This is a genomic window from Ruixingdingia sedimenti (genome assembly GCF_031432425.1).
Lineage (GTDB): Bacteria > Pseudomonadota > Alphaproteobacteria > Rhodobacterales > Rhodobacteraceae > Ruixingdingia > Ruixingdingia sedimenti.
In genome coordinates, this window is sequence record NZ_JAVKPH010000009.1 from 1 (window position 1) to 26,240 (window position 26,240).

Consider the following 26,240-nt stretch of genomic DNA (forward strand, 5'->3'; position numbering starts at 1 on the left):
GCGCCTGCCCCGGCGGGCGAGAAGCGCCCGCCATGGGCGGGGCGGGCGCTGGCCGGGGGCTTCGGGCCCCCGGCCGGACAAGCGGGACCGGCAGGATATGGCGAAGGCACGCGCCTTCGCCAGCCATAGCGGCGGTCTATCCGTCCTGCGCCAGCCCCTTCTGCGTCAACGGGCAGGGCACACCATCGTAGAACCGCGCCAGCAGCGCCTCCATGCGCCCCGTCACCTCCGCATCCCCTGCCGCCGCGAACAGCGTCGCGCAGGACCGCAGCTTCATCGCGTCGGTGGGCCCGAGGATCTCCTGCGCCGTCAGCCCCCGATGCGCCAGCAGCGCCTCCGCCGCCGCCAAGAGCCGCGCGCGCAGCACCGGATGGGCCAGATAGGCCCGCGCCTCTGCCGGATCGGCCAGCCCGTAGAACCGCGCCGTCCCCGACCGGCCGAGCGATGCCAGCTGCGGAAACACGAACCACATCCAGTGCGTGGCCTTCCGCCCCGCCCGCAACTCGGCCATCACCGCATCCATCACCGGGTCCTGCGCGGCGATGAAACGGCCAAGCCCGGGCATCCTAACCCCCGGTATGGCTCATGTGCCGCGACATCCGGCCCGCGACATGGCGGCGGGAATAGTCGAAATCGTGGCCCTTGGGCTTGCGCGCGATGGCGGCGCGGATCGCCTGTTCCACCACGCCATCCCCGGCGCTGGCCCGCAGGGGGGCGCGCAGGTCGGCCATGTCCTCTTGCCCGAGGCACATGTACAATTCGCCGGTGCAGGTCAGCCGCACCCGGTTGCAGCTTTCGCAGAAATTGTGGGTGAGGGGCGTGATGAAACCGATCTTCTGCCCCGTCTCCACCACGCGCACATAGCGCGCGGGACCCCCGGTGCGTTCGGCCAGATCCAGCAGGGTGTAGCGTTCCGCCAGCCGTGCGCGCAGGTCCGACAGGGGCCAGTACTGGTCAAGCCGGTCCTCGTTGCCCAGATCGCCCATCGGCATGACCTCGATGAAGGTCAGGTCGTGGCCCTCGCGCGCGCACCAGTCGGCGAGGGTGAACAGCTCGTCCTCGTTCACGCCCTTCAGCGCCACGGTGTTGATCTTGACCCGCAGCCCCGCCGCCTGCGCCGCCGCGATCCCCTCCATCACCTGCTGGAGCCGCCCCCACCGGGTGATGGCGGCGAATTTCGCCGCGTCCAACGTGTCGAGCGACACGTTCACCCGCCGCACCCCGCAGGCCGCCAGATCGGCGGCGAAACGCGCCAGCTGGCTGCCGTTGGTGGTCAGCGTCAACTCCTCCAGCCGCCCGGCGTCCAGATGCCGCGCCATGGCCTGAAAGAAGGTCAGGATGCCGCGGCGCACCAGGGGCTCGCCCCCCGTCACGCGCAGCTTGCGCACGCCCATGCGCACGAAGGCCGAACAGAGCCGGTCGAGTTCTTCCAGCGTCAGCAGGTCGGCCTTGGGCAGGAAGGTCATGTGTTCCGCCATGCAATAGACACAGCGGAAATCGCATCGGTCGGTGACCGAAACGCGCAGATAGCTGATCGCGCGGGCGAAGGGATCGACAAGCGGCGCTTCCATGCGGGAAATCTAGGCGCTTCGCCCGCCCGCCACAAGCGTGATCACGGCGCGGTTGCGGCGCGCGGCGGGGGCCGGTATCGTGGGGGCATGATGCCGCTTCGCCCGATCCTCCTTGTTTCGCTGGTGGTCCTGCCGCTCGCAGGCTGCGGCGACCTGCGGCTGCCGTGGCAGAAGGCCGCGCCCGGGGCGCCCGCCGCCGCCGAGGCGACGGGCGGCACGGCCCATCCCCGGGCCCGGCCCGCCAGCACCATGCCGGTCGCCCCGCAGACCCGGGCCGCCGCCGCCTTCGACCGCACGACAGAGGCCGAACGCGCCGCCGCCCGGGCCGCGCCCGCGGGTGGAACGGTGCTCGGCAAGACGGTGGTCAGTCTGGGCAACCCGGCCGAACAGGGTTTCTGGCTGGCCACGCCGCTGGTGACGGCGCCGCGCCCGGGCACGGTGCGCACGGCGGGCGGGGCCAGCGTGCAGGTGGACCTGCGGCCCGCGGCGGGCGGGGCCTCGCAACTGTCGCTCGCGGCCTTCCGGGCGCTGGACCTGGCCCTGACGGCGCTGCCGGAACTCACGGTGCTGGCGCGCTGAGGCCGGAACGGAAAGGGCCGGGCGTCGCCGCCCGGCCCCCGGTTTCCGGTTGCCGCAGGATCAGTCGTCGGCGCGCGTCAGCCCGGCGGCATGGACGATCCCAGCCAGCGCCCCGCCCGCCAGCGGCGCCACGATGAACACCCACAGGTCCGCCAGCGCCTTGCCCCCGGCAAAGACCGCCGGCCCGATGGACCGCGCCGGGTTCACCGACACGCCGGTGACGTTGATCCCCACCAGATGGATCCCCGCCAGCGTCAGCCCGATCGCCAGCCCGGCAAAACCGGCCGAGGATCCCGGCCCGGTCGCCCCCAGGATCACGGTGACGAAGACGAAGGTCGCCACCACCTCGAACACCAGCGCCGCGCCGAGGCCGTATTCGCCGTTGTAGCCCGCGCCATAGCCGTTCTGGCCGAGCCCGTTCGCCGTCACGGCATAATCCGCCTTGCCCGAGGCGATCAGCCAGATCACCGCCGCCGCGATGATGGCGCCCGCCACCTGCGCGATGACATATTGCACGAACGCGCCCGCCGACATCCGCCCCGCGACCAGCGCGCCGAGCGACACCGCCGGGTTCAGATGCGCCCCCGAAATCGCGCCGAGCCCATAGGCCGCGGCCACGATCGACAGGCCGAAGGCGATGGCGATGCCGTGCATGCCGATATGCGCCCCCATCAATACGGCCGAACCGGCCCCGAAAAATACCAGGATGAAGGTCCCCAGACCCTCGGCAATCATCTTCTTCATGTCGTCCCCCGTCGCGGGTCGTGCCCGCGATCCCATGGTTTCACTGTCTGCCCGCGTCCTGCTGTGGTGGCTCTGACGGCCTGCATTGCTTGCGGGCGAAATCGAGCTTATCTAGGGACAGGCACCCAGACAAAGGGGAATCTCTCTTGCGCGACTTCCGGCTCCCCGACCAGCGGCACCCCGAAAAGGCGCACCGTCCCGACCAGGCGCAACCGAAGAAACCCGCGTGGATCCGCGTCAAGGCGCCCACCTCGCAGGGCTACAAGGACACGCGCGAGATCCTGCGCAGCCAGAAACTGACGACGGTCTGCGAAGAGGCCGGCTGCCCCAATGTCGGCGAATGCTGGAGCCAGGGCCACGCCACCATGATGATCATGGGCGAGATCTGCACCCGCGGCTGCACCTTCTGCAACGTGGCGACCGGCAAGCCGCAGACGCTCGACGCGTTCGAACCGGGGCGGGTCGCGCATGCGGTGGCGCAACTGGGGCTGAAACATGTGGTCGTGACCTCGGTCGACCGCGACGATCTGGAAGACGGCGGGGCCGATCATTTCGCCCAGACCATCCGCGCCATCCGCCACCGTAGCCCGGGCACGACGATCGAGGTGCTGACCCCCGATTTCCTGCGCTGCCCGCCCGCGGCGGTGGAGGCGGTGGTGGCGGCGAAGCCGGACGTGTTCAACCACAACCTCGAAACCGTCCCCGGCCTTTACCCCGAGGTGCGCCCCGGCGCGCGCTATTTCCACTCGTTGCGGCTATTGCAGCGGGTGAAGGAACTCGATCCCGCGATCTTCACCAAATCGGGGATCATGGTGGGTCTGGGCGAGGACCGGCAGGGCGTGCTCCAGGTGATGGACGACATGCGCGCGGCGGATGTCGATTTCCTGACCATCGGCCAGTACCTGCAACCGACGCCGAAACACCACCGCGTGGACCGTTTCGTGACGCCCGAGGAATTCGCCGCCTACGAAAGCGCGGCCTGGGGCAAGGGCTTCCTGATGGTCTCGGCCACGCCCCTCACCCGGTCGTCCTACCACGCCGGCGAGGATTTCGCCCGCCTGCGCGTGGCGCGTGCGGCGAAGCTGGCCCGGGGCTGAACCGCCGGTGAGGGTGGAGGGGACAGGGCCGGGGGCCAGCCCCCGGACCCCCGGAGTATTTCAGGCAAGATGAAGCCCGACACGCTTGCCCGAGCGGAAAACGCGCTCTTCATTTTCTGTCTCTAAATATCCCGGGGGTCCGGGGGCTGGCCCCCGGCGCGCCCTCGTCACCCGCGCAACCGCCGACGTCAGGGCGCCGGCGGCACGCGCTTGAGGTAGGCGGCGACGGCGGCGCGGTCCTCGGGCGGAAGTTTGGCGAAATTCTCCACCACCGCGGCCATATGCCCGCCGACGCTGTCGTAATCGGGGGTGAAGCCGGTTTCCAGATAGCTGGCGATCTCTTCCGCCGACCAGTCCAGCTGCCCCGGGGTGATGCCCGGGATGCGCCCCTCGCCCGCCGGGTTGGGTGCGCCCGCCAGCCAGCGCGCGGTATCGGGCCCGCCGAGCGCGTTGCGCGGCGTGTGGCATTCGCCGCAATGGCCCAAAGCCTCTGCCAGATAGCGCCCGCGGGTTTCCTCGGGCGTCAGGTTGCCCGCCACCACCCAGTCGGCATCAAGGTAGAGCCATTTCCACCCCGCCACCGCGCGGCGGATCGAGAAGGGAAAGCCGATCTCGTGCGGCAGGCTCGGCGTCGCGTCGGCGGGCAGGGTGGCGAGCCAGGCGTGCAGGTCGGCCACGTCCTGCGCCTCCATCCGCGTGTAGGAGCCGTAGGGGAAGGCCGGGTAGTAATGCGCGCCCTCGGGCGAGACGCCGCGCAGCAGGGCATTGCCCAGATCGGCCACCGACCAGCCGCCGATGCCATGGGTCGGGTCGGACGAGATGTTGGGGGCCAGGAAGGTGCCGAAGGGCGAGGCGAACCGCTGGCCGCCCGCCAGCACCAGCCTGGCCTCGCCGCTCGCCCCCGGCGCGGTGTGGCACGAGGCGCAGCCGGCGGCGGTGAACACATGCTCGCCCCGCGCCGCATCGCCCGTCAGCCCGGCGAAGGCGTCGGCGGGCAGGGGGCGGGCGGCGGACAGCACCCAGGCGAGCGCGCCCCCCGCCACCGCCAGCAGGGCAAGACCGATCACGATGCGTTTCATCTGGCTGCCCCTCCGGTGGCCCATGCGGGCGCAGTCTGGCAAAGCGGGGCCGGGCTGGCAAGGCGGGGGGCGGCTCACATGGTCGTCAGAAGCGCACGGGGCGGCCCCGCCCGTTGGTGGTCAGCCAGTCGGGCCAGCCCCAGATCCGTTCCACCGCGACCAGCAACAGGCACAGCACCACCACCGCCACCACCAGCTTGACCCGCCCCCAGGAGGGCGGATGCCGCGCCCATCGCGCCATGCGCAAAAGCCAGTTCAGGTTCATGCCGCCCTCACCCAATCCCCGAGCGCCCGCCACGGCCCCGCATCGAACCGCCCCCGCGCCCGGCCCGAAGGCGAGGGCAGCACCCAAACCACCGTACCGGGCAGGGGGCCGAAGCGCGCCTGCATCCCCGCGCCCGCCCGGCGCCCCAGAACCAGCCGCCCGGCGGTCAGGCTGGTGAAGGCCAGCGCCCGGGGCCGCACCGCCCCCACCGCCGCCAGCAGGCGGGGCACGTCATAGGCCGCGCGGGGGATTTCATGGTCGCCGCCCGACGCATCCTTGGCCAGATCCGTCAGCCCGATGCCGTAGGCCGTGACCTGCGCGTCCTCCTCGGGCCGCAGGCGGCGGGGCGTCAGCCCGGCCTCGGCCAGCATCGGCCAGAAGAGGTTCCCCGGCCCCGCATAGTAATGCCCCCGCGCCGCCGACACCCGCCCCGGCGCCGTGCCGCAGAACACGACCGCCAGCCCGGGCGCCAGCCGGTCGGGCAGCACCGTCATTCCGTGAACCTCACCTTGCCGATATAGGGCAGGTTGCGGTTGCGCTGGCCGTAGTCGATGCCATAGCCCACGACGAATTCGTCCGGGATCTCGAACCCCGTCCAGGTGGCGCGGATGTCGACCTCGCGCCGCGAGGGTTTGTCGAGCAGCGCGCAGACCTCCAGCCGCCGCGGCTCGCGCGACCGCAACAGCCGCACCACATGGCTGAGGGTGAAGCCGGTATCCACGATATCCTCGACCACCAGCACGTCGCGGCCCGCAATCTCGCCCCGCAAGTCCTTGAGGATACGGACTTCCCGCGACGAATGCATGGCATCGCCATAGGATGACGCCTCGAGGAAATCCACCTCCACCGGCAGGTCGATCTCGCGCACCAGATCGGCGATGAACACGAAGGACCCGCGCAGAAGGCCCACCACCACCAGCTTGTCGGTGCCGGCGTAATGGTCCGTGATCTCGCGCGCCAGCGCCTCGACCCGGGCCGCGATGGCCTTGGCAGAGATCATCTGGTCGATGACATAGGGCTTGTGCGACATGAGTTCCCCTTGATTTCCGCGTCAGCTTTACCCAAAAGCCCGGCACAAGTCACCATCCCGGCAGGCCCCATGCCCACGCACAAGGAAACCCGCGCGCTGCCCTATACCGCGCGGCAGATGTACGATCTGGTCGCCGATGTGGCGCGCTATCCCGAATTCCTGCCGTGGAATGCGGCGGCGCGCATCCGTTCGCGCACCCCGCGCCCCGACGGGTCCGAGGTGATGGAGGCCGATCTGGTGATTTCCTTCAAGGTGTTCCGCGAACGTTTCGGCAGCCGCGTCACGCTCTGGCCGGAACAGATGAAGATCGACACGGAATACCTTGACGGGCCTTTCAAATACATGCGGTCCAACTGGTCCTTCCGCGACCTGCCGCAGGGCGGGTGCGAGGTCACGTTCTTCGTGGATTTCGAATTCCGCAACGCCATCCTGCAAGGCATCATCGGCGTCGTGTTCAACGAGGCGATGCAGCGCATCGTCCGCGCGTTCGAGACGCGGGCGAAGGCGCTTTACGGGGCGGGGGGCTAGTCCTCCCCCTCGTCCTCTTCCTCGCCGTATTGCGCCACCCGCCCCCCGGCCTTGGCCGAGGTCACGACGCCGAGCGATTTCAGCTTGCGGTGCAGGGCGCTGCGTTCCATGCCGACGAAATTCGCCGTGCGGCTGATGTTGCCGCCGAAACGGTTGATCTGGGTCAGCAGGTATTCGCGTTCGAACAGTTCCCGCGCCTCGCGCAGCGGCAGGGTGGCGAGCGCGCCGCTGAGGATCACGCGGCCGTCCTCTGCCACGCCCTCGGTTTCGCCGGGCAGTTCGCGCGCCTCGATCGGGCCGGTATCCTCGCCCAGGATCAACAGCCGCTCCACCAGGTTGCGCAGCTGGCGCACGTTGCCGGGCCAGGCCATCGTCTGCAACATCGCCTCTGCCTCGGCGCTCAGGTCGCGCTGCGGCAGGCCTTGGGCGCGGTGGAACATGTCGATGAAATGGCGGGCGAGGGCGGGTATGTCCTCGCGCCGTTCCTCCAGCCCCGGCACCGGGATCGGCACCACGTTGAGCCGGTCGTACAACTCCTGCCGGAAGCGGCCGGACGCGATTTCGCTGCGCAGATCGCGCGAGGTCGAGGAGATCACCCGCAGGTCCACGCGCACCTTGTCGGCCCCGCCGACGCGGGCGAACTGCTGTTCGACCAGCACGCGCAGGATCTTGGATTGCGTGCCGGGCGGCATGTCGGCCACCTCGTCAAGGTAAACAACCCCGCCATGTGCCTGTTCCAGAAGCCCTTTTTCGACACCGCGACCGGCGGTCTGGCGTCCGAACAGCACCTCTTCCATCCGCTCGGGTTCGATCGTCGCGGCGGAAACCGACACGAAGGGCCCCGCGGCGCGGCCGGAATTGGCGTGGATATAGCGCGCGGCCATTTCCTTGCCCGCCCCCGAAGGGCCGGTCAGCATCACCCGGCCGTTCGATTTCGTCACCTTGTCGAGCTGCGCCTTCAACGCCTTGAAGGCCGCCGAGGTGCCGATCAGGTCCGCCGTGGTCAGGTCGCGCTTGCGCAGGTCGGCGTTTTCGCGGCGCAGGCGGCTGGCCTCCATCGCCCTGCCGACAACGACCATCAACTGGTCGATATTGAAGGGTTTTTCGATGAAGTCATAGGCGCCCTGCTTGATCGCCGCCACCGCGATCTCGATATTCCCGTGGCCGGAGATGATGACCACCGGGATGCCGGGGTTGTCGCGTTTCACCGTTTTCAGGATGTCGATCCCGTCCATCCGGCTGTCCTTGAGCCAGATGTCGAGGATCATCAGCGCCGGGGGCGCGGCGTTCAGCGCCTCGATGCAGTCATCGGCATTGGCGGCAAGGCGGGTCTGGTAGCCCTCGTCGCGCAGGATGTCCGAGATCAGTTCGCGGATGTCGCGTTCGTCGTCGACGATCAGGATGTCACTCATCTTGTTCCTCCCGGCCTGCGGGCCGTTCTGCTTTGTCGGTGCGGCCGCGGCCGCGGGGGGCGGGGCGGTCGCGCAGGGGCAGGCGGATCACCGCCATCGCCCCGGGCCGCGCGGCGCCGCCGAAGATTTCGGCGTCTTCCAGAACAAGGCTGCCGCCATGTTCCTCGATGATCTTCTTGACGATGGGCAGGCCGAGCCCGGTGCCCTTGGCGCGCGTGGTCACATAGGGTTCGAACAGGCGCGCGCGGTCCTCGGGCAGGCCGATGCCGTTGTCCATGATGCGGATTTCGGCGCAGTCGGCGCCGGTGGTCATCCGGACGCGGATTTCCGGCGCGTGGCCTTCTGGTGCGCCACTTTCCTGCAAGGTTTCAATGGCTTCCCCGGCGTTCTTGATAAGGTTCGTCAGCGCTTGGCCGATCATCGTGGCGTCCAGATCCAGCAGCAGCGGCCCTTCGGGGATCTGCGTTGCGAACCGCACGCCGGGCTGGCCGCTTTCCTGCAACAGCACCGCCTCGCGCAGCAGGCGGGCCAGATCCTCCTCGCGCCTGTCCGGTTCGGGCATGCGGGCAAAGCGGCTGAATTCATCCACGATGCGGCGCAGGTCGCCCGTCTGGCGGACGATCACATCGACCATCTGGTCGAGGGATTCCGATTCCTCTTCAGTCAGTTGCCGGCCGAACTTGCGGCGGATCCGTTCGGCCGAGAGCTGGATCGGCGTCAGCGGGTTCTTGATCTCATGCGCGATGCGGCGGGCGACATCGCCCCAGGCGGCCATGCGTTGCGCGCTGACCAAATCGGTCACATCGTCGAAGGCGACGACATAGCCTTCCAGCCGCCCGCTGCCGGAATGGCGGATCGCCATGCGCACCAGCAGGCTTTCCATCTTGCCGCGGCGGATGAGGCGGATTTCCTCCTGCACCGTTTCGGCCGACCCGTCGCGCAGGCGGTCCAGCAGCGCGCCGAATTCCGGCACCGCGATGGCAAGGTCATGCCCGTGGTGGTCGCCCTCGGTCAGGTCCAGTAGCCGCAGGGCGGACCGGTTGACGAAATCCACCCGCCCCCCGGGGTCGAGCCCGATCACCCCGGCCGTGACCGAGGACAGCACCGAATCGAACAGCCGCCGCTGGCGTTCCGTCTGGCGGTGGCCCTCGACCAGGGCGTCGCGCTGCACTTTAAGTTCACGCGTCATCTTGTTGAAAACACGCCCCAAGGTGACGAATTCTTCTTCGCCTTCCGTTTCCGTCACGCGCACGTCCAGATCGCCCGCGCCCACCCGCTGCGCCGCGCCCGCCAGCGCCCCCACGGGCCGCGACAGCCGTTCTGCGAACCAAAGGCCCAGCCAGACCGCCGCCAGCACCAGGATCAGCGCGAAGCCCAGATAGAGCAGGCCGAATTCGAACAGCACCCGGCCGCGTTCGGCCTCCAATTGATGGTAAAGCCGCACGGTTTCCTGTGTGTCGTCCAGCAGACCCAGAAGATTACCGTCCACGCTGCGGGTGATGTAGAGCAGGCGGTCGACATAGGCCTCCAGCCGGATCAGGGCGCGGAATTCGTTGTTGTCCCAATCCGGCAAAAGCACGGTCTCGCCGCGTTCGGCGCGCGCGATGGCGTCGGCCGAGGGGCGTTCGTAGTCGAACAGGTAGGATTTGTCGCCGCGGGCGCGGATTTCGCCGGTGCCGTCGATGACATAGGCCTCGCGCAGGCCGCGCTGGACGAGGCCCTGGCCCTGGGTCAGCAACTGGCGCAGATCGCCGTCGGCAAGAAAGAAAGACGCCTGCCGGGCGAGGTTGAGATAGGCCGCCAGCGCCTCGGTATCGGCGATCAGGTCGCGGCGGTGTTCGTCCTCATACGCCTCCGCCGCCGCCAGCGAGGCGCCGAGCGCGCTGCGCACCCGGTCGGAAAACCAGCCCTCCAGCCCGATATTGATCGTCAGCCCCGCAAAGACCGCCATCAGCACCGCGGGGCCGAGCGCGAACAGCGCGAACAGCCCCGACAGCCGCAGGTGCAGCCGCGACCCCGCCGACCGGCTGCGCCGCGCCGCGACGATGCGGGCGACCCGCGCCATCACCAGCGCCGCCACCACCAGCACATAGACCAGATCCGCCAGCAGGATCAGCCGCAGCCCCGAGGCCCCCGGCCCCCGGTTGAACGGCCCGAGCGCGAGGAAGGTCGCCACCACCAGCACCGGGCCGAGCAGCACGAGCCCGAGCGTGGCCGCCGTCTGGAACCGGCGCAGACGGCGCAGGCGGTTCAGACGTATCCATGTGCTCGACCGCGCCGCGCGCTCCAACGAAATCCCCGCCCCAATTCCGGCGCAGACGGGCAACAGTCCCGCGCGCCCTGTGACGCAGCATCCATGGCGCGGGGCGCCCGCAGCCCCCGTATCTGGGGGTGGCCCGGGCCCTGGCGCAGGGATGCAACGCCCTGTGTTGCGGGTTTACATCAACTTGCGCCGGCGTGTCACGCGAATATCCAGATCGGTGATCTTCTTGCGCAAGGTATTGCGGTTGATGCCGAGCAGATCGGCACATTTCGCCTGATTGCCCCCGGTCGCGTCCAGCGCGATCTCGATCAGGGGCAGTTCGACCTCGCGCAGGATGCGGGCATAGACCCCGGGCGGCGGCAGTTGCCCGCCGTGCAGGTCGAAATACCGTTGCAGGTGGCGCGCGACGGCGGTGGACAGCCGCTCGCCCTCGCCCCCGGATTTCAGCGGCTCGATCGCGGGCTGGCTGCCGAGGACGGCTTCGACCTCGGCCCGGGTGATGTCTTCCTCGGTCGAGGTGACGAAGAGCCGCCGGATGGTGTTTTCCAGCTGCCGCACGTTGCCGGGCCAGCTGTAGGCGCGCAACATGTCGCGCGCCTCGGGCGTCAGGCGGCGGGGGCCGAAGTCGCGCTCGCCGCGCGCGAGAAAGCTTTCGGCCAGCAGCAGCACGTCATCCACCCGTTCGCGCAGCGCCGGCACCGCGATGGTCACGCCGGCAAGGCGATAGTAAAGGTCGCTGCGAAAGCTGCCGGCCTCCATCCGTTCGGCAAGGTTCACCTGGCTGGTGGCCATGACCCGCGGCGCGCCGTCGCCGAAACTGTCCAGCAGCCGCACGATGCGGGCCTGGGTCTCGTCGTCGTAGTCGGCCACCTCGTCGAACACCAGACTGCCGCCCCGGGCGCGGGCGCGCAGGGCCGCGGGGCCGTCGGCACCTTGCAGGTCGGCGGCCTGCGCCACCACGAAGGGCAGGTTGCGGCGGTCGGAAAAGTCGTGGATCGCGCGGGCGATCAGGGATTTGCCGGTGCCGGATTCGCCGGTGATCAGGACGGGCATGTCGGTGTTCATCACCCGCGCCACGAGACGGTAGAGCGCCTGCATCGACGCCGTGCGCCCGACCAGCGGCAGATCCTGCGCCGGTTCGGGCGCGGGGGCGGCCGCCCTGGGCATCGGGCCGCGCCGCTTGCGGTCGAGCGCGCGTGCCGCGCGTTTCATCAGGTCGGGCAGGTCGAACGGCTTGGGCAGATAGTCGTAGGCCTCCGCCTCTGCCGCCTGGATCGCGGTCATGATCGTGTTCTGCGCCGAAATCACGATCACCGGCAGGCCGGGGCGTTCCTTCAGGATCCGGGGCAGCAGGTCCAGCCCGTTTCCGTCGGGCATCACCACGTCCGAGATCACCAGATCGCCCTTGCCCTCCTCGACCCACCGCATCAGCGTGACCAGCGAGGAAGTCGCATGCACCTTGCAGCCCGCGCGCGTCAGCGCCTGGGTCAGCACCGTGCGGATGGTGCGGTCGTCGTCCGCGACCAGAACCGTGCCGTCCATCAGTCAGCCTCCCTTTCGGCCCGCGCCGTGCCCGGGGGCGCCAGCGGCAGCGATATACGGAACAGGGTGCGCCCGGGCACGGAATCCACCGCGATCCAGCCGCCATGTTCGGAAATGATCTTGGACACCAGCGCAAGGCCCAGGCCCGTGCCGTTGGACCGGCCGCTGACGAAGGGCTCGAAGATGTCGGCGGCGATGTCCGGCCGGATGCCGGGGCCGTCGTCGACGACCTCGATGTTCAGCGGCAGCGCCGCCCCGGTGCCGTCCGGGTTGCGCCGGCGCAGCGCGTGGTCATAGAAGGTGCGCAGCCGGATCGTGCCGCCGCCGGGGCCGGCCGCCTCTGCTGCGTTCTTCATCAGGTTGATGAACACCTGCGCCAGCTGGTCGGGGTCGGCCCAGGCCGGGGGCAGCGAGGGGTCGTAATCCTCGATCACCGTCATCCGGGTGGCGAACCCCACCAGCGCCGAACGCCGCACGCGGTCCAGCACGTCGTGCAGGTTCACCGCGCGCCGGTCCGGCGGGCGCAGGTTGCCGAACTGTTCCACCTGTTCCAGCAGCTTCACCACGCGGCGGGTTTCCTCGACGATGAGGTCGGTCAGTTCGCGGTCCCCGGGCGAGAGGTTCATCGACAGAAGCTGCGCCGCCCCCGATATGCCGGCGAGCGGGTTCTTGATCTCGTGCGCCAGCATCTCGGCCATGCCGATGGCCGATTTCGCGGCGCGCTGCACGCCCGCGCCCCGGCCCGGGCGGTCCGACAGTTCGCGCGGGGTGATCAGCAGCAGCAATGTGTCGGGCTCGTCCTGAAGGGGGGCGATCTGCAGGTTGCACTGCACGGGCGGGCGTTCGCCGGTGGTCACGTCGGCGTCGTTGATGAACAGCGCCGCCTGCGCCCGGCGGACGCGGGCGAAGGCCTGGTCCATCGCCGCGTCGATGGCCAGCCGGTCGAACACCGGCACCCCCCGCAGCGCCTTGGCCGAGGCGTTGAGGAACTGTTCCGCCGCCGGGTTGATGTCGTGGATGCGGTCCCCGGCGTCCACCATCAGCGCCGGCACCGGCAGCGAGGCCCAGATGGCGCCGGGGACTGTGGTGACGGGGGGGGGCATCAGGCGGCCTCCCTCCGCGGCGCGTCGGCCAGCGCGTGGCGCAAGAGGCGGTGGACCGCCGCCGCATCCGCCGCGGTCAGGATCGCGGCGCGCGCGGCGGGGTCGGCGCCGGCGGCCTCCATGTACCAGCCCATATGCTTGCGCGCGATGCGCAGGCCGAGGTCGGCGCCGTAAAAGGACAGCATCGCCGCGTGATGTTCGCAGGCCAGTTCCGCCAGCGCCGCGCCCTGCGGGATCTGCGGGGCGGGCGCGCCGGTCAGGGCGGCGGCGATTTCGGCCAGCGCCCAGGGCCGCCCCTGCGCGCCGCGCCCCACCATCACCCCCGCCGCGCCGGATGCCGCCAGCGCCGCGCGCGCATCCTCGGCGTCCAGGATGTCGCCATTCGCCACCACCGGCACGGCGACCGCCGCCACGACGGGGGCGATCGCGGCCCAGTCGGCGCGGCCCTTGTAGAACTGGCAGCGCGTGCGCCCGTGGATCGTGACCATCGCCACCCCCGCGCCCACCGCCCGCGCGGCGATGTCGGCGGCATTGAGGCTGTCGTGGTCCCACCCCAACCGGGTCTTGAGCGTCACCGGCACCGAGACCGCACCCGCCACCGCCTCGATCAGCCGCAGCGCGTGGTCGGGCTCGCGCATCAGCGCGGAACCGGACCAGCCGTTCGTCACCTTGCGGGCGGGGCAGCCCATGTTGATGTCGATGATGCGGGCGCCGTTCGACTCTGCCCACCGCGCGGCCTCGGCCATCCAGTGCGCCTCGCGCCCCGCGATCTGCACCGCGGTGGGGGTGCCGCCTTCGGCCAGCCCCAGTTCGGCCCGTGCGCGCGCCAGCGCCCGGCCCTGCACGACCTCCTGGCTGGCCACCATTTCGGATACCAGCAGCCCCGCGCCGAACCGCGCCACGATGCGGCGGAAGGGCAGGTCGGTGATCCCGGCCAGGGGGGCCAGAAAGACCGGCGGGTCCAGTGTCTCGTCTGCCAGTCGGATCGTCACCGTGCTGTTCCCGTGCCCAATTCCTGTGCGCCCTTCCGGTTCCGGCCTAGGCTGCCGCCCGCTTTTGCGCAATGCAACTTTCGGCCCCCTGCGGGCCGAACCCGGATATGCCCGGAATTTGTGCAGATCAATGCGGCGATGCCTGCGTTGCGGGCGGAATACCGGCGGTCGTTGTGCGTGTCGAGGGCAGGGCCGGGGGCCAGCCCCGCGCCGGCTGGTTCTCGAACCAGTGGCGCACCAGCCGGCGCCCCCGGGATATTTATGGACAGAAAGTGAACGGGGGCGGGTGAAGCGTGACCGTATTCACTTTCTGTCCCTAAATATCCCCGCCGGAGGCTGCTGTCCTTTCCGCCCGCGGTGCCGCCGGGTGGTTGCCAGCCCGGGTGCCGCGGCCTAGAACCGGGGCCGCAGCAGGGGGCCGGGATGGAAGATTGCGCCGCACTCATCGTCGCCGCGGGGCGCGGCAGCCGGGCGGGCGGGGGCCTGCCCAAGCAGTGGCGGCCGCTCGCGGGCGCGCGGGTGATCGACCATACGCTGGCGGCGTTCCGGGCGGCGGGGATTTCGCGCGTTCTGCTGGTCCTGCACCCCGAGGACACGGCGCTTTCCCCGCCCGGTGTCGCCGTGGTAGCCGGGGGCGCCACGCGCGAGGCGTCGGTGCGCGCGGGGCTGGAGGCGCTGGCGGGCGATCCGCCGCGGTTTGTGCTGATCCATGACGGGGCGCGGCCGCTGGTTTCCCCCGCGCTGATCGCGCGGCTGGTGGCGGCGCTGGCCGAGGCGCCGGGTGCGGCGCCGGCGCTGGCGGTGACGGATGCGCTGTGGCGGGGCGCGGGGGGCCGGGTCGCGGGCATGCAGGACCGCGAGGGGCTGTGGCGCGCGCAGACGCCGCAGGCGTTCCGGTTCGCCGATATCCTCGCTGCCCATCGCGCCCACAAGGGCGGGGCGGCGGACGATGTCGCGGTCGCGCGGGCGGCGGGGCTTGACGTGGCCATCGTGCCGGGCGACGAGGACAACATCAAGCTGACCTGGCCGGGGGATTTCGCCCGGGCCGAGGCGCTGATCGCCGCAAGGGGGGCAGGGGCCATGATCGACATCCGCACCGGCAACGGTTTCGACGTGCATGCCTTTACCGAAGGCGATCACGTGGTCCTGTGCGGCGTGAAGGTGTCGCACGGCCGCGCGCTTCTGGGCCATTCGGATGCCGATGTGGGCATGCATGCGCTGACCGACGCGATCTATGGCGCGCTGGCCGAGGGCGACATCGGCCGGCATTTCCCGCCCTCGGACCCGCAGTGGAAAGGGGCGGAAAGCCGCGTCTTTCTGGCGCATGCCGCCGAACTGGCGCGGGCGCGGGGGTTCGCTATAACCCATTGCGATGTGACGCTGATCTGCGAACGCCCGAAGATCGGCCCGCATGCCGATGCGATGCGCGCGGCGCTGGCCGCGATCATGGGTGTCGATGCGGGGCGGGTGTCTGTCAAGGCGACGACCTCGGAACGGCTCGGCTTCACCGGGCGGGAAGAGGGGATCGCCGCCATCGCAACCGCAACGCTGGTGAAAGCATGACCGTATCGCGCCTGATCGCCACCTTCTTTTACGCCGGCCATCTGCGCCCCGCGCCGGGGACCTGGGCCTCGGCCATCGCCATCGGGCTCGGCCTCGTGATCCATGGCATCGGCAGCTTCCCCCTGCTGGCGGCGGCGACGCTTGCCGCCACCGGATGGGGCTTCTGGGCGGTGGAACGCGAATTGCGCGGGCGGATGGGCGAGGATCCGCAGGAATATGTGATCGACGAGGTGGCGGGGCAGTGGCTGGCGCTGTGTGCGCCATCGTTCGGGTTCTGGATGATGGGGCTCGACAACTGGCATTTTTCCTATCCCGGCTGGGTCGCGGCCTTCGTCTTTTTCCGGCTGTTCGACATCTGGAAGCCCTGGCTGGTGGGCCGGGCCGACCGGCGGGGCGATGTGGCGGGGGTGATGGCGGACGACCTCTGGGCGGGCCTTTTCGCCGGGATCGCGACGATGGCCGCGGCGGCGGTTTCCCACGGGGTGCTGATGTGAGCGGGGATCCCGCCACCCTTGCCGCCGACCTGCTGGCGCGCGCGCGGGCGGCGGGGGTGCGGGTGGCCACCGCCGAAAGCTGCACCGGCGGGCTGGTGGCCGGGGCGATCACCGAGGTCGCGGGGTCGTCCGACATTTTCGACTGCGGTTTCGTCACCTATTCCAACGCCGCCAAGGAACGGATGCTGGGGGTGCGGGCGGAAACGCTCGCCGCCCATGGCGCGGTGTCCGAGGAGGTCGCGCGCGAGATGGCCGAGGGCGCGCTGGCGCGGTCCGCCGCCACGCGGGCGGTGTCGATCACCGGCATCGCCGGCCCCGGCGGGTCGGAGTTCAAGCCCGAGGGGCGGGTGTGCTTCGCGCTGGCCCGCCCCGGCGCGCCGACCCTGACGCTGACCCGCGATTTCGGTGCCATCGGGCGGGCCGATGTGCGCCGGGCCAGCGTGGCCGAGGCGCTGTCGCTGTTGATCGCCAGCCTCTGACCGGGCGGGGGACGGGCCCCAGATTGACCGCGCATGCCGCGCATGTAAGAACGGGCGCTCTGATGCGCGGCACAACAAGGCGCAGGACGGCGGGGCGCGGGGCATGAAGGTCATCATCTGCGGCGCGGGGCAGGTCGGCTGGCAGATCGCGCGGCATCTTTCCGGCGAAAAGAACGATGTCACCGTGGTGGACAACAACGCCGAACTGGTGCGCCGCGCGCAGGAAACGCTGGACGTGCAGGGGGTGGAGGGTTTCGCCTCTTACCCCGACGTGCTGCGCCGCGCCGGCGCCGAGGACGCCGACATGATCATCGCCGCCACCCATTCCGACGAGGTGAACATGATCACCTGTCAGGTGGCGCATGCGATCTTTTCGGTGCCGCGCAAGATCGCCCGGCTGCGCGCGCAAAGCTATCTCGACGCGCTGCATTCCGACCTGTTCCGCGACACGCATCTGCCCGTCGATGTGGTCATCAGCCCCGAACGCGAGGTGGCCGAGGCCGCGTTGCAGCGCATCGCCGCGCCCGCGGCCTTCGACACCGAGGCGTTCATGGAAGGGCGGGCGCAGTTGCTCGGCATCGCGCTGGATGCCGACTGCCCGGTGCTGAACACGCCGCTGCGGCAGTTGTCGGACCTGTTTTCCACCCTGCGCGCCATCGTGGTGGGTGTGCGGCGCGAGGGGCATCTGTTCGCGCCCGAACCCGATGACCAGTTGTTCGCGGGCGACAACATCTATGTCTTTTCGCATACCGAGGACGTCAAGCGCACGCTCGACATCTTCGGCAAGGCGACCCGGCGGCAGGAACGGGTGGTGGTGATCGGCGCCGGCCATGTGGGGCTGGCCGTGGCGCAGGCGCTGGAACGCAACGCCGACCGCGTGCGGGTGAAGGTGATCGAGCGCAACCGCCACCGGGCCGAGGCCGCGGCGGACGCGCTGGAGCGCACCATCGTGCTGCATGGCGACGGGATGGACAGCGAATTGCTGATGGAGGCCGACATCGACCGCGCCGATGCGGTGCTGGCGGTGACGGACGACGACCGCACCAACCTGCTGGTGTCGGTGCGCGCCAAGCAGGCGGGGTGCAAGCTGGCCATCGCGCTGGTCAACGACCCGACGCTGGTGCCGATGGTCGCCGCATTGGACATCGACGCCTATATCAACCCGCGCGCGACCACCGTGTCCTCGATCCTGCGGCATATCCGGCACGGGCGGGTGCGCACCGTCTATTCCATCGGCGATGCCGAGGCCGAGGTGATCGAGGCGCAGGTGCTGTCGACCTCGCCCCTTGCCGGGCGGCTGATCCGCGAGATCGACTTTCCGGGCGGCGTTCTGGTCGGCGCGGTGATGAAGGGCCAGACCGTCCACCGCCCCGCCGGCACGCTGCGGGTGGAGGTGGGCGATGTGATCGCGCTGTTCGCGATGGCCAAGGACGTGCCGGAGGTGGAGCGGCTGTTGCAGGTCTCCATCGACTTCTTCTGACCAATGGGGGGGCTGGCGAACCTGCCGTTCCTGGTGATCCTGGCGGGGGTCGGGGCGGCGGCGATGTATGTGCCGGCGGCGATGGCCTATACGCTCGACCAGCACCGGGTGGGGCAGGCGTTCTTCTATTCGGGCACGCTGTTCCTGATGCTGGCGGTGATGGTGGCCATCGCCACCGCGCATCGGCGCCCGCGCGATGTGGTGCGCCGGCATCTGGCGCAGATGCTGGGGGCCTATCTTCTGCTGCCGCCGATGCTGGCGGTGCCCTTCGCGCAGGCGGTGCCGGACACGAGCTTCGCCAATGCATGGTTCGAGATGGTGTCCGCGTTCACCACCACGGGCGCGACGCTGTACACCGTGCCGGGGCGGCTGCCCGATCCGGTGCAGTTGTGGCGCGCGCTGGCGGGCTGGATGGGCGGCTTCTTCATCCTGCTGACCGCGGCGGCGATCCTGGCGCCGGTGAACCTCGGGGGCTTCGAGGTGCTGTCGCCGCAGGCGGCGGGCCGGGGGATCCGCGCGGGGCGGCAGATCACCGATGTGGCCGACCCGGCAGAGCGGCTGTGGCACCATGCGCGGGTGATCCTGCCGGCCTATGGCGGGGCGACGGTGGCGCTGTGGATGGCGCTGCATCTGGCGGGCGAGGGCAGCCTCATCGCGCTGTGCCATGCGATGGCGACGGTTTCGACCAGCGGCATTTCCCCGGTGCAGGGGCTGGCCGGGGGCAGCGCGGGTTTCCCGGGCGAGGCGCTGGTGTTTCTGGGCCTGATGCTGGCGGTGACGCGGCGGTTCTGGCCGGGCGCGGTGCTGCGCGCCGGGGCGCCCCCCCTTTGGCGCGACCCCGAGGTGCGGCTGGCCGCGGGTTTCGTCACCGCGATCCCGGCGCTTTTGTTCCTGCGCCACTGGATCGGCGCGATCGAGGGGGCGGCGCCCGACGATCCGGCATCGGCCCTCGAGGTGCTGTGGGGCGCGGTGTTCACGGTGCTGTCCTTCCTGACCACGACCGGATTCGAATCGCAGGGCTGGATCGACGCGCGGATCTGGTCGGGGCTGGAGGCGCCGGGGCTGCTGCTTCTGGGCCTTGCCATCATGGGCGGGGGCGTGGCGACCACCGCCGGGGGGGTGCGGCTGCTGCGGGTCTATGCGCTGTTCGAACACGGGCGGCGCGAGCTGGAAAAGCTGTCTTATCCCAGTTCGGTCGGCGGCGGCGGCGCGCGCCTGCGCCACCTGCGCGAGGACGGCGCCTGGATGGCCTTCATCTTCTTCATGCTCTTCGCGCTGACGCTCGGCGCGGTGAACCTCGCGCTGGCGCTGGCGGGGCTGGAGTTCGAGACCGCGCTGATCCTGTCCATCGCCGCGCTGACCACCACCGGGCCGCTGGCGGGCGTGGCGGCAGAGGCGCCGGTGGCCTGGTCGGGGCAGGGGGCCGCGGCGCAGGCGGTGCTGGCCGCAACGATGGTGATCGGCCGGTTCGAGACGCTGGCGCTGCTGGCGCTGATCGCGCCGGGGGCGTGGCGGCGGTAGGATGGGTGGGCATTTGCATCGACGTCAGGGCGGGGCGGGCGCTGGCCGGGGGATTGGGGCCCCCGGCCGGGGCAGCGGAACCGGCAGGATATGGCGAAGGCACGCGCCTTCGCCAGTCGGGCCGGGGGGGACGATTTCCCTCCTCCTCAAGCCCTCCCCGCGGCCGTTGTTTTCCGTCTGGAAACTGCCGCAGGCGCAATCCATAATGCCGCCACCGGCGGGGGACACCGCGGGGCAAAACTCGACGCGCGAAAAAAAGGCAATTACAACATGGCCGCCGACAAGCAAAATCTCCAGGACGCCTTTCTCAACCACGTCCGCAAGGCCAAGGTTCCGGTCACCATCTTTCTGATCAATGGCGTCAAGCTTCAGGGCGTCATCACCTGGTTCGACAATTTCTGTGTCCTGCTGCGCCGCGACGGGCAGTCGCAGCTGGTCTACAAGCACGCGATTTCCACCATCATGCCGGGCCAGCCGATCAGCCTTTACGAAGGCGACGACTGATCCCGCCCAGGGGACGGAGGGGCCGATGCGCGCCTATGTGCTGCACCCGGACCTGAAGTCCGATCCCGGGCGGCGGCTGCCCGAACTGCGGCTGGCAGAGGCCGTGGCGCTGGCCGCGGCGCTTCCCGACCTCGAGGTCGCGGGGGCAGAGGTCGTGCGCCTGCCGCGCGCCACGCCGGCGACGCTGTTCGGATCGGGCAAGGTGGCGGATCTGGGCGAACGGCTGACCGCGCTCGATGTCGGGCTGGTGCTGGTCGACGGGCCGGTCAGCCCGGTGCAGCAGCGCAACCTGGAAAAGGAATGGGGCGTCAAGCTTCTGGACCGGACCGGGCTGATCCTGGAAATCTTCGCCGACCGCGCCCGCACCCGCGAGGGCGTGTTGCAGGTGGAACTCGCGGCGCTATCCTACCAGCGCACGCGGCTGGTCCGCGCCTGGACGCACCTCGAACGCCAGCGCGGCGGCTTCGGCTTTGTCGGCGGCCCGGGCGAAACGCAGATCGAGGCCGACCGGCGCGCCATCGACGACGAGGTGGTGAAACTGCGCCGGCAGCTGGACCGCGTGGTGCGCACGCGCGAACTGCACCGCGCCGCGCGCCGCAAGGTGCCGTTCCCCATCGTCGCGCTGGTGGGCTATACCAACGCGGGCAAGTCGACGCTGTTCAACCGCATGACCGGGGCAGAGGTGCTGGCCAAGGACATGCTGTTCGCCACGCTCGACCCGACGATGCGGGGGGTCACGCTGCCCTCGGGGCGCAAGGTGATCCTGTCGGACACGGTGGGCTTCATTTCCGACCTGCCGACGCAACTGGTCGCCGCCTTCCGCGCCACGCTGGAAGAGGTGCTGGAGGCCGACCTGATCGTCCATGTCCGCGACATCAGCCACCCCGAGACCGCCGAACAGGCCGCCGATGTGGCCGAGATCCTGACGAGCCTCGGCGTGGCCGAGGATGTGGCGCGGATCGAGGTCTGGAACAAGCTCGACCTCGTGCCCGAGGGCGAGGCGCGCGCGGCGCTTTTGGCAGAGGCCCGCCGCCGCGAGGGCGTGTTCGCGGTATCGGCCCTGACCGGCGAGGGGCTGCCCGCGCTCTTCGACGCGATGTCCGACGCGCTGAGCGAACCCCGCACCGCGCGGACCCTGACGCTGCCCTTCGCCGATGGCCGGCGGCGGGCCTGGCTGCACGACACCGGGCTGGTGACGGCCGAGGTGGAAACCGACCGGGGCTGGCGCATCGAGGTGCTGTGGACGGCCCGTCAGGAACGGCGGTTCCGGGAAATGGCGGGCTGAGATCCTCCAGACCCCGCGCCGATCCGCGCGGCTGCCGTCATCGGGGTTCCTGCCGCGGCCACGCCCCGGCCTACAGCAGGGCGCCGCGCCGCTTCATCTTGCCGTAAATACTCCCGCCGGAGGCGCAGCTATCCGCCCGGCCACCCGCCGGGAGAAAAGGCGTGGCACCCGCAGGTCCCGGCATGATCCCCGCTACCGCCCCTCCAGCCGCGTCACCCCCACCGCCGCGGCGCGGGCGAGTTGCGGGTCGAGCGACATCGGGATGTATTCGCCGCGCCGCCACAATTCCCCCAGATTGTCGTAGAACCGGCTCAGCGGGTGGCCCGACTGGCCGGTGGAGATGATGAAGACCGAACTGTCGGGGTCGGCGAAGTCGTAGACGCCACGGTAGCCCGCGCCATGGACATTGGCGAAGGGATTGGTCCCCGTGCCCCGGGTGCGCCCGCGCAAAAGCGTGAAGTCGCCGCCCGAGGTCGATTGCCGCAGGTTCACCAGATGGCGCAGCAGCGGCACCTCGCCCAGGACGGTGTGGTCATGCGTCGCCTGATGCGCATCGCCCCACCGCCAGCTTTCGGGGTTCGCCCCATAGCGTTCCGTCAGCCAGATCAGCGCCGCGTCCAGCGCCTGGCGGGCGATCTCGGGGCAGGTTTCCACGGCCGAGGACTGGATCACGTCGCACCAGACCCCCGCGCCCTCCACATTGCGGAACACGCGCTCGATGAACAGCGGCTCGACATGGGTGAATTCGTCGGCCAAGGGCCCCAGTTCGTCGCGGATCAGCCGGTCCTGCAACGCGCGGGTCCAGGCCATGTGGATCAGCGGTTCGGGCAGATGTTCGTTCATCTCGCCGTTCCATTCGGCCAGCATCGCCAGCGCGCGCTGGCGCAGCCGCTCGGGCGTGCCCTCGGGCGCGGGATCGCCGGAAAACCACAGCTCCGCCCCGATCAGCGGCAAGAGCGTGCGCGCGGCGGGCGAGACGGTATCCAGCTGCGCCTCGATGAAGCTGTCGCGGGTATGCACCTCGCGCGCGCGCATCAGGCGCAGCCAGCGCTGGATCCGCTGCGTATCGCCCCAGAGGTAGGAGACATGGCCGGGGAAAGGCCTGTCCACCGTCTTGTTGTTGGTATTGCCGAGGATCCCGCCCGCGGGCGCGACGAAGCGGGGATTGTCGGCGAAGGGCAGGGCGCCGTTCCAGCGGTTTTCCGCCAGCCAGCCGGGGGCGGGCATGCGGCCGCGGCTTTGATGGCGGGCGTCGCGGCGGGGCAGGCGGCCCATCGTCACCAGCGCGATGTCGCGCCGGTCGGCCATGGTCACGTTCTGCGCCGGGGCGACGAAGCCCTCGCCCGCCGCCAGCCCCTCGGCCACGTTCTGCGCCGTCATCAGCCGCATCGCCGCAGTCATCGAGGCATCGGCGCCGTCCAGCACCGTCCAGGACAGCGCGGTGACATGGCCGGGGGGGGTGATGCTGGCGAGGTCGTAATGGCTGCCGGGCAGGACGGGGCCGTTTTCCGTCCAGCGCAGGGTGACGGTGACGGGCGCCGCGCCCTTGACGGTGATGATGGACCGGCGGGTGGTGAAGGGTTTCCAGCCCTCGGGGGTCAGGTATTCCTCGGCATTGTCGGGGTTCACCTTCTCGATCATCACGTCCTGATCGTCGACATAGGCAGAGGTCAGCGCCCAACCGAAATCCTCGGACCGGCCGCTGAGGACGACCGGCATGCCCGGGATGGTGCCGCCGATGACGCCGCCCGATCGCAGTTCCAGCCGCGCGAGATACCAGATCGCGGGGGCGGTGAAGCCCAGATGCGGGTCGTTGGCCAAAAGCGCCCCGCCCGCCGCCGCCCGTTCGGCGGAGGCCGCCCAGGCATTGGACGCCCCGGCGAAGGGCAGGCGGGGGAAGGGCGACAGCGGGTCGTCGGCGATGCGCAGGGCCGCGTGGCTGGGCCGCGCGCCGGGCACGATGCTGGCGTAATCGGGCAGGGCGGCCACGCCTTCGCCCGGGGCGTCGGGCAGGATGTCGCGCACCCGTTCGTCGGGCATCAGCAGCGAGACGCGGGCGCGCAGCACCTCGGCCTCCAGATGCGCGGACAGCTGCACCGCCATCAGCTTCATGATCGCCAGCGAATCCGCCGGCTGCCAGACCGCGATATCGGGCTCGAACAGGAAGAATTCCGGCGCGCCGCGGCCGAGCGCGCCCTCGTTCACCTTGGCGATCCAGGCGTTGACGCCCGCGGCATAGGCGTCGAGCGCGGCGCGCGTGGGGGCGTCTTGCGCCTCGACCGAGTTCAGCGCGAGCCCGTAGAGGTCGAGCCGCCGCATCAGCTCGTCGATCCTGGCGGTGCGCGGGCCGAAGAGTTCCGACAGCCGCCCCTGCACGGTGCGGCGCAGCATGGTCATCTGCCACAGCCGGTCCTGCGCATGGGCAAAGCCGAGGCCGAAGAACACGTCCGCGTCCGTTTCGCCGAAGATATGCGGCACGTTGGCGTTGTTGCGCACGATCTCTACCGGCGCGGTGAGGCCTGCGACCCGGTGGGTGGCGTTGTAGTCGGGGATAGAGCGCGACAGGAAATACCAGGCCCCCGCCAGCGCCAGAATGGCCAGCAGGACAAGCCCGGTGAAGATGCGCAGAAGCCAGCGGAGCAGAAGCGTCATCGGGGAACCATGCTTGACGTCACGGGCAAAGCCCGGTTCAAACCGGGTTTAGACCAAAGCACCGGCGGGGGAAAGCATGGCGAAGGTGGCGTTTCTGGGACTGGGCGTTATGGGCTTTCCGATGGCCGGGCATCTGGCGGCCAAGGGCCATGCGGTGACGGTGTGGAACCGGACGGCGGCCAAGGCCGAAACCTGGACGGCCCGGCACGGCGGCGCGCAGGCGCCGACGGCGCGGGCGGCGGCGGAAGGCGCGGAATTCGTGATGACCTGTGTCGGCAACGACGACGACCTGCGCGCGGTCTGCACCGGGCCCGAGGGCGCCTTCGCCGGCATGGCGTCCGGCGCGATCCTTGTCGATCACACCACCGTTTCCGCCCGCGTCACGCGCGAACTGGCATCCGAGGCGGCGGCGCGGGGCCTCGGCTTCGTCGACGCGCCGGTGTCGGGCGGGCAGGCGGGGGCCGAAGGCGGCGTGCTGTCGGTGATGTGCGGGGGCGATGCGGCGCAATATGCGGCGGCCGAACCGGTGCTCGCCGCCTATGCCCGCATCTGCCGCCGCCTTGGCGACAGCGGCGCGGGCCAGATCGCCAAGATGATGAACCAGATCGCCATCGCCGGCGCCGTCCAGGGCCTGGCCGAGGCGCTGCGCTTCGGCGAAAAGGCCGGCATGGACGGCGCCGCGGTGGTCGAGGTCATCAGCCAGGGCGCGGCCGGCAGCTGGCAGATGGCGAACCGCCACGGCACGATGCTGGAAGACCGCTATGATTTCGGCTTCGCGGTGGACTGGATGCGCAAGGACCTGGGCATCTGTCTGTCCACCGCCGACGAGATCGGCGCGCCCCTGCCGCTGACCGCGCTGGTCGATCAGTTCTACAAGGATGTGCAGGCGATGGGCGGCGGGCGATGGGACACCTCGTCGCTGCTGCGCCGCCTGCGCGCCTTCGGCTGACGGCTGGCCCGGCGGAAAGGGTGGCGGCCTCCGGCGGGGATATTTAAGGACAGAAAGTGAACGCGGTCTCGCCTCCGGCCGGCCTTCCTCACTTTCTGTCCAGAAATATCCCGGGGGGTCCGGGGGGCTGGCCCCCCGGCGCTGTCCTGACCATCCGAAGCCAACCTTTCCGATCCGCCCTTGCAATCCCCCCCGATCCGGGCTAAGCGCGCGACACTTCACAGGCGGGGGCGGGCCCTCGGGGGAGACATCCCCGAAAGGTCCACCGGTTGGGGCGCTGCCCTCAAATCCCCCGCCGCGGCGCAAACCGGAAAGGACAAGGACATGGCGCTTCCCGATTTCTCCATGCGTCAGCTGCTCGAAGCTGGCGTGCACTACGGGCACCAGACGCAACGCTGGAACCCGAAGATGGCCGAATACATCTACGGCGACCGCAACGGCATCCATATCGTCGACCTGACGCAGACCGTGCCGATGCTCGACCAGGCGCTCAAGGTCGTGCGCGACACCGTGGCCAAGGGCGGCCGCATCCTCTTCGTCGGCACCAAGCGCCAGGCGCAGAAGCCGGTGGCCGAGGCCGCGGAAAAATGCGCGCAATACTACATGAACCACCGCTGGCTCGGCGGCACGCTGACCAACTGGAAGACCGTCTCGCAGTCGATCCAGCGCCTCAAGCAGATCGACGAGCTGATGGCGCAGGGCGCCGAGGGCCTGACCAAGAAGGAACGGCTCAACATGGAGCGCGAGCAGGCCAAGCTGCAGGCGAGCCTCGGCGGCATCCGCGACATGGGCGGCGTGCCGGACCTGCTGTTCGTGATCGACGTGGGCAAGGAGGACCTCGCGGTGCTCGAGGCCAACAAGCTCGGCATCCCGGTCGTGGCCGTGGTCGATACCAACTGCTCGCCCAAGGGCGTCAGCTATGTCGTTCCGGGCAACGATGACGCGGCCCGCGCCATCGCGCTCTACTGCGATCTGGTCGCGCGCGCGGCGCTCGACGGCATGACGGCGCAGATGGGCGCCGCCGGCATCGACATCGGCGCGATGGACGAGGCGCCGGTCGAAGAGACCGCCGAGGGCTGAGGCCCGTTGCCGGGCTGTTACCGGGCGG

The 26,240-nt window shown here is 70.1% G+C and carries 25 protein-coding genes; 12 read left to right on the plus strand and 13 right to left on the minus strand.

The window, feature by feature from the left end; translation table 11 throughout:
* Positions 1-136 precede the first annotated feature (136 nt).
* A complete protein-coding gene (locus RGD00_RS09735) occupies positions 137-565 on the minus strand; it encodes a DUF1810 domain-containing protein (RefSeq protein WP_310457134.1) in 429 nt (142 codons plus the stop codon).
* A 1-nt stretch (position 566) separates the two neighbouring features.
* Positions 567-1,571, minus strand: a complete 1,005-nt coding sequence (gene moaA, locus RGD00_RS09740; protein WP_310457135.1) for a GTP 3',8-cyclase MoaA — start codon at positions 1,569-1,571, stop codon at positions 567-569.
* Between the two features lie 90 nt (positions 1,572-1,661).
* Between moaA and RGD00_RS09745 the strand changes: the two genes are divergently transcribed.
* Entirely contained in the window at positions 1,662-2,150 is a 489-nt protein-coding gene (locus RGD00_RS09745) for a hypothetical protein (protein ID WP_310457136.1), read from the plus strand.
* Positions 2,151-2,210: 60 nt separating this feature from the next.
* Here the strand turns inward: RGD00_RS09745 and RGD00_RS09750 are convergent, their stop codons facing one another.
* The gene (locus RGD00_RS09750; protein ID WP_310457137.1) at positions 2,211-2,894 is read right to left on the minus strand and encodes an aquaporin; all 684 of its coding nucleotides are present in this window, start codon (positions 2,892-2,894) and stop codon (positions 2,211-2,213) included.
* A 146-nt stretch (positions 2,895-3,040) separates the two neighbouring features.
* On the opposite strand from RGD00_RS09750, the gene lipA reads away from it, so the two are divergent.
* On the plus strand, positions 3,041-3,991 hold the full coding sequence (gene lipA / locus RGD00_RS09755; protein WP_310457138.1) for a lipoyl synthase: 951 nt from the start codon (positions 3,041-3,043) through the stop codon (positions 3,989-3,991).
* Positions 3,992-4,179: 188 nt separating this feature from the next.
* On the opposite strand, the gene RGD00_RS09760 is transcribed toward lipA, so the two are convergent.
* The 4 genes from RGD00_RS09760 to hpt all read right to left on the minus strand — a co-directional run bounded on the left by RGD00_RS09760 (position 4,180) and on the right by hpt (position 6,365).
* Positions 4,180-5,070 (minus strand): c-type cytochrome, encoded by an 891-nt coding sequence (locus RGD00_RS09760; protein WP_310457139.1) that lies wholly within the window; start codon positions 5,068-5,070, stop codon positions 4,180-4,182.
* 85 nt (positions 5,071-5,155) lie between these two features.
* Complete coding sequence (locus RGD00_RS09765; protein WP_310457140.1) at positions 5,156-5,335, minus strand: hypothetical protein; 180 nt, start codon at positions 5,333-5,335, stop codon at positions 5,156-5,158.
* Complete coding sequence (locus tag RGD00_RS09770) at positions 5,332-5,829, minus strand: mismatch-specific DNA-glycosylase (RefSeq protein ID WP_310457141.1); 498 nt, start codon at positions 5,827-5,829, stop codon at positions 5,332-5,334. The genes RGD00_RS09765 and RGD00_RS09770 overlap by 4 nt, the downstream gene beginning before the upstream one ends.
* Complete coding sequence (gene hpt / locus RGD00_RS09775) at positions 5,826-6,365, minus strand: hypoxanthine phosphoribosyltransferase (protein WP_310457142.1); 540 nt, start codon at positions 6,363-6,365, stop codon at positions 5,826-5,828. Before hpt ends, RGD00_RS09770 begins: the two co-directional genes overlap by 4 nt.
* A 69-nt stretch (positions 6,366-6,434) precedes the next feature.
* Here hpt and RGD00_RS09780 point away from each other — a divergent pair, with 69 nt between their 5' ends.
* Positions 6,435-6,893 (plus strand): type II toxin-antitoxin system RatA family toxin, encoded by a 459-nt coding sequence (locus RGD00_RS09780; RefSeq protein ID WP_310457143.1) that lies wholly within the window; start codon positions 6,435-6,437, stop codon positions 6,891-6,893.
* Here the strand turns inward: RGD00_RS09780 and ntrX are convergent.
* From ntrX to dusB, 5 genes are all read right to left on the minus strand, one after another.
* Positions 6,890-8,305 (minus strand): nitrogen assimilation response regulator NtrX, encoded by a 1,416-nt coding sequence (gene ntrX, locus RGD00_RS09785; protein ID WP_310457144.1) that lies wholly within the window; start codon positions 8,303-8,305, stop codon positions 6,890-6,892. The genes RGD00_RS09780 and ntrX overlap by 4 nt on opposite strands.
* Complete coding sequence (locus tag RGD00_RS09790; RefSeq protein ID WP_310457145.1) at positions 8,298-10,595, minus strand: sensor histidine kinase NtrY-like; 2,298 nt, start codon at positions 10,593-10,595, stop codon at positions 8,298-8,300. The genes ntrX and RGD00_RS09790 overlap by 8 nt, the downstream gene beginning before the upstream one ends.
* A gap of 147 nt (positions 10,596-10,742) precedes the next feature.
* A complete protein-coding gene (locus RGD00_RS09795) occupies positions 10,743-12,110 on the minus strand; it encodes a response regulator (protein WP_310457146.1) in 1,368 nt (455 codons plus the stop codon).
* Positions 12,110-13,213, minus strand: coding sequence for a two-component system sensor histidine kinase NtrB (locus RGD00_RS09800; RefSeq protein WP_310457147.1), 1,104 nt, complete (start codon positions 13,211-13,213; stop codon positions 12,110-12,112). Before RGD00_RS09800 ends, RGD00_RS09795 begins: the two co-directional genes overlap by 1 nt.
* Positions 13,213-14,205 carry a tRNA dihydrouridine synthase DusB gene (gene dusB / locus RGD00_RS09805; RefSeq protein ID WP_310457148.1) on the minus strand — a complete coding sequence of 331 codons (993 nt, stop codon included), beginning with the start codon at positions 14,203-14,205 and terminating at the stop codon, positions 13,213-13,215. Before dusB ends, RGD00_RS09800 begins: the two co-directional genes overlap by 1 nt.
* 423 nt (positions 14,206-14,628) lie before the next feature.
* Between dusB and RGD00_RS09810 the strand changes: the two genes are divergently transcribed.
* The 7 genes from RGD00_RS09810 (at position 14,629) to hflX (ending at position 21,531) form a co-directional block, all read left to right on the plus strand.
* On the plus strand, positions 14,629-15,768 hold the full coding sequence (locus RGD00_RS09810; protein WP_310457149.1) for a bifunctional 2-C-methyl-D-erythritol 4-phosphate cytidylyltransferase/2-C-methyl-D-erythritol 2,4-cyclodiphosphate synthase: 1,140 nt from the start codon (positions 14,629-14,631) through the stop codon (positions 15,766-15,768).
* Entirely contained in the window at positions 15,765-16,262 is a 498-nt protein-coding gene (locus RGD00_RS09815) for a phosphatidylglycerophosphatase A family protein (protein WP_310457150.1), read from the plus strand. Before RGD00_RS09810 ends, RGD00_RS09815 begins: the two co-directional genes overlap by 4 nt.
* On the plus strand, positions 16,259-16,741 hold the full coding sequence (locus RGD00_RS09820; RefSeq protein ID WP_310457151.1) for a CinA family protein: 483 nt from the start codon (positions 16,259-16,261) through the stop codon (positions 16,739-16,741). The genes RGD00_RS09815 and RGD00_RS09820 overlap by 4 nt, the downstream gene beginning before the upstream one ends.
* 103 nt (positions 16,742-16,844) lie before the next feature.
* On the plus strand, positions 16,845-18,221 hold the full coding sequence (trkA, locus tag RGD00_RS09825; protein ID WP_310457152.1) for a Trk system potassium transporter TrkA: 1,377 nt from the start codon (positions 16,845-16,847) through the stop codon (positions 18,219-18,221).
* A gap of 3 nt (positions 18,222-18,224) precedes the next feature.
* Positions 18,225-19,742 carry a potassium transporter TrkG gene (locus tag RGD00_RS09830; protein WP_310457153.1) on the plus strand — a complete coding sequence of 506 codons (1,518 nt, stop codon included), beginning with the start codon at positions 18,225-18,227 and terminating at the stop codon, positions 19,740-19,742.
* A gap of 270 nt (positions 19,743-20,012) precedes the next feature.
* The gene (hfq, locus tag RGD00_RS09835; RefSeq protein WP_096432537.1) at positions 20,013-20,246 is read left to right on the plus strand and encodes an RNA chaperone Hfq; all 234 of its coding nucleotides are present in this window, start codon (positions 20,013-20,015) and stop codon (positions 20,244-20,246) included.
* A 25-nt stretch (positions 20,247-20,271) separates the two neighbouring features.
* Positions 20,272-21,531, plus strand: a complete 1,260-nt coding sequence (gene hflX / locus RGD00_RS09840) for a GTPase HflX (protein WP_310457154.1) — start codon at positions 20,272-20,274, stop codon at positions 21,529-21,531.
* A gap of 192 nt (positions 21,532-21,723) precedes the next feature.
* On the opposite strand, the gene RGD00_RS09845 is transcribed toward hflX, so the two are convergent.
* Positions 21,724-24,183 carry a penicillin acylase family protein gene (locus tag RGD00_RS09845; protein WP_310457155.1) on the minus strand — a complete coding sequence of 820 codons (2,460 nt, stop codon included), beginning with the start codon at positions 24,181-24,183 and terminating at the stop codon, positions 21,724-21,726.
* 76 nt (positions 24,184-24,259) lie between these two features.
* Here RGD00_RS09845 and RGD00_RS09850 point away from each other — a divergent pair, with 76 nt between their 5' ends.
* Both RGD00_RS09850 and rpsB read left to right on the plus strand, forming a co-directional pair.
* Complete coding sequence (locus RGD00_RS09850) at positions 24,260-25,132, plus strand: NAD(P)-dependent oxidoreductase (RefSeq protein ID WP_310457156.1); 873 nt, start codon at positions 24,260-24,262, stop codon at positions 25,130-25,132.
* A 324-nt stretch (positions 25,133-25,456) separates the two neighbouring features.
* The gene (rpsB, locus tag RGD00_RS09855) at positions 25,457-26,212 is read left to right on the plus strand and encodes a 30S ribosomal protein S2 (RefSeq protein WP_310457157.1); all 756 of its coding nucleotides are present in this window, start codon (positions 25,457-25,459) and stop codon (positions 26,210-26,212) included.
* Positions 26,213-26,240: the final 28 nt, after the last annotated feature.

Bases quoted from the DNA above. Each gene is read 5' to 3' on its own strand.
- RGD00_RS09735 (WP_310457134.1), bottom strand. From the start codon at position 565: ATGCCCGGGCTTGGCCGTTTCATCGCCGCGCAGGACCCGGTGATGGAT.
- moaA (WP_310457135.1), bottom strand. From the start codon at position 1,571: ATGGAAGCGCCGCTTGTCGATCCCTTCGCCCGCGCGATCAGCTATCTG.
- RGD00_RS09745 (WP_310457136.1), top strand. From the start codon at position 1,662: ATGCCGCTTCGCCCGATCCTCCTTGTTTCGCTGGTGGTCCTGCCGCTC.
- RGD00_RS09750 (WP_310457137.1), bottom strand. From the start codon at position 2,894: ATGAAGAAGATGATTGCCGAGGGTCTGGGGACCTTCATCCTGGTATTT.
- RGD00_RS09760 (WP_310457139.1), bottom strand. From the start codon at position 5,070: ATGAAACGCATCGTGATCGGTCTTGCCCTGCTGGCGGTGGCGGGGGGC.
- RGD00_RS09765 (WP_310457140.1), bottom strand. From the start codon at position 5,335: ATGAACCTGAACTGGCTTTTGCGCATGGCGCGATGGGCGCGGCATCCG.
- RGD00_RS09770 (WP_310457141.1), bottom strand. From the start codon at position 5,829: ATGACGGTGCTGCCCGACCGGCTGGCGCCCGGGCTGGCGGTCGTGTTC.
- hpt (WP_310457142.1), bottom strand. From the start codon at position 6,365: ATGTCGCACAAGCCCTATGTCATCGACCAGATGATCTCTGCCAAGGCC.
- RGD00_RS09780 (WP_310457143.1), top strand. From the start codon at position 6,435: ATGCCCACGCACAAGGAAACCCGCGCGCTGCCCTATACCGCGCGGCAG.
- ntrX (WP_310457144.1), bottom strand. From the start codon at position 8,305: ATGAGTGACATCCTGATCGTCGACGACGAACGCGACATCCGCGAACTG.
- RGD00_RS09795 (WP_310457146.1), bottom strand. From the start codon at position 12,110: ATGGACGGCACGGTTCTGGTCGCGGACGACGACCGCACCATCCGCACG.
- RGD00_RS09800 (WP_310457147.1), bottom strand. From the start codon at position 13,213: ATGCCCCCCCCCGTCACCACAGTCCCCGGCGCCATCTGGGCCTCGCTG.
- RGD00_RS09810 (WP_310457149.1), top strand. From the start codon at position 14,629: ATGGAAGATTGCGCCGCACTCATCGTCGCCGCGGGGCGCGGCAGCCGG.
- RGD00_RS09815 (WP_310457150.1), top strand. From the start codon at position 15,765: ATGACCGTATCGCGCCTGATCGCCACCTTCTTTTACGCCGGCCATCTG.
- trkA (WP_310457152.1), top strand. From the start codon at position 16,845: ATGAAGGTCATCATCTGCGGCGCGGGGCAGGTCGGCTGGCAGATCGCG.
- RGD00_RS09830 (WP_310457153.1), top strand. From the start codon at position 18,225: ATGGGGGGGCTGGCGAACCTGCCGTTCCTGGTGATCCTGGCGGGGGTC.
- hfq (WP_096432537.1), top strand. From the start codon at position 20,013: ATGGCCGCCGACAAGCAAAATCTCCAGGACGCCTTTCTCAACCACGTC.
- hflX (WP_310457154.1), top strand. From the start codon at position 20,272: ATGCGCGCCTATGTGCTGCACCCGGACCTGAAGTCCGATCCCGGGCGG.
- RGD00_RS09845 (WP_310457155.1), bottom strand. From the start codon at position 24,183: ATGACGCTTCTGCTCCGCTGGCTTCTGCGCATCTTCACCGGGCTTGTC.
- RGD00_RS09850 (WP_310457156.1), top strand. From the start codon at position 24,260: ATGGCGAAGGTGGCGTTTCTGGGACTGGGCGTTATGGGCTTTCCGATG.
- rpsB (WP_310457157.1), top strand. From the start codon at position 25,457: ATGGCGCTTCCCGATTTCTCCATGCGTCAGCTGCTCGAAGCTGGCGTG.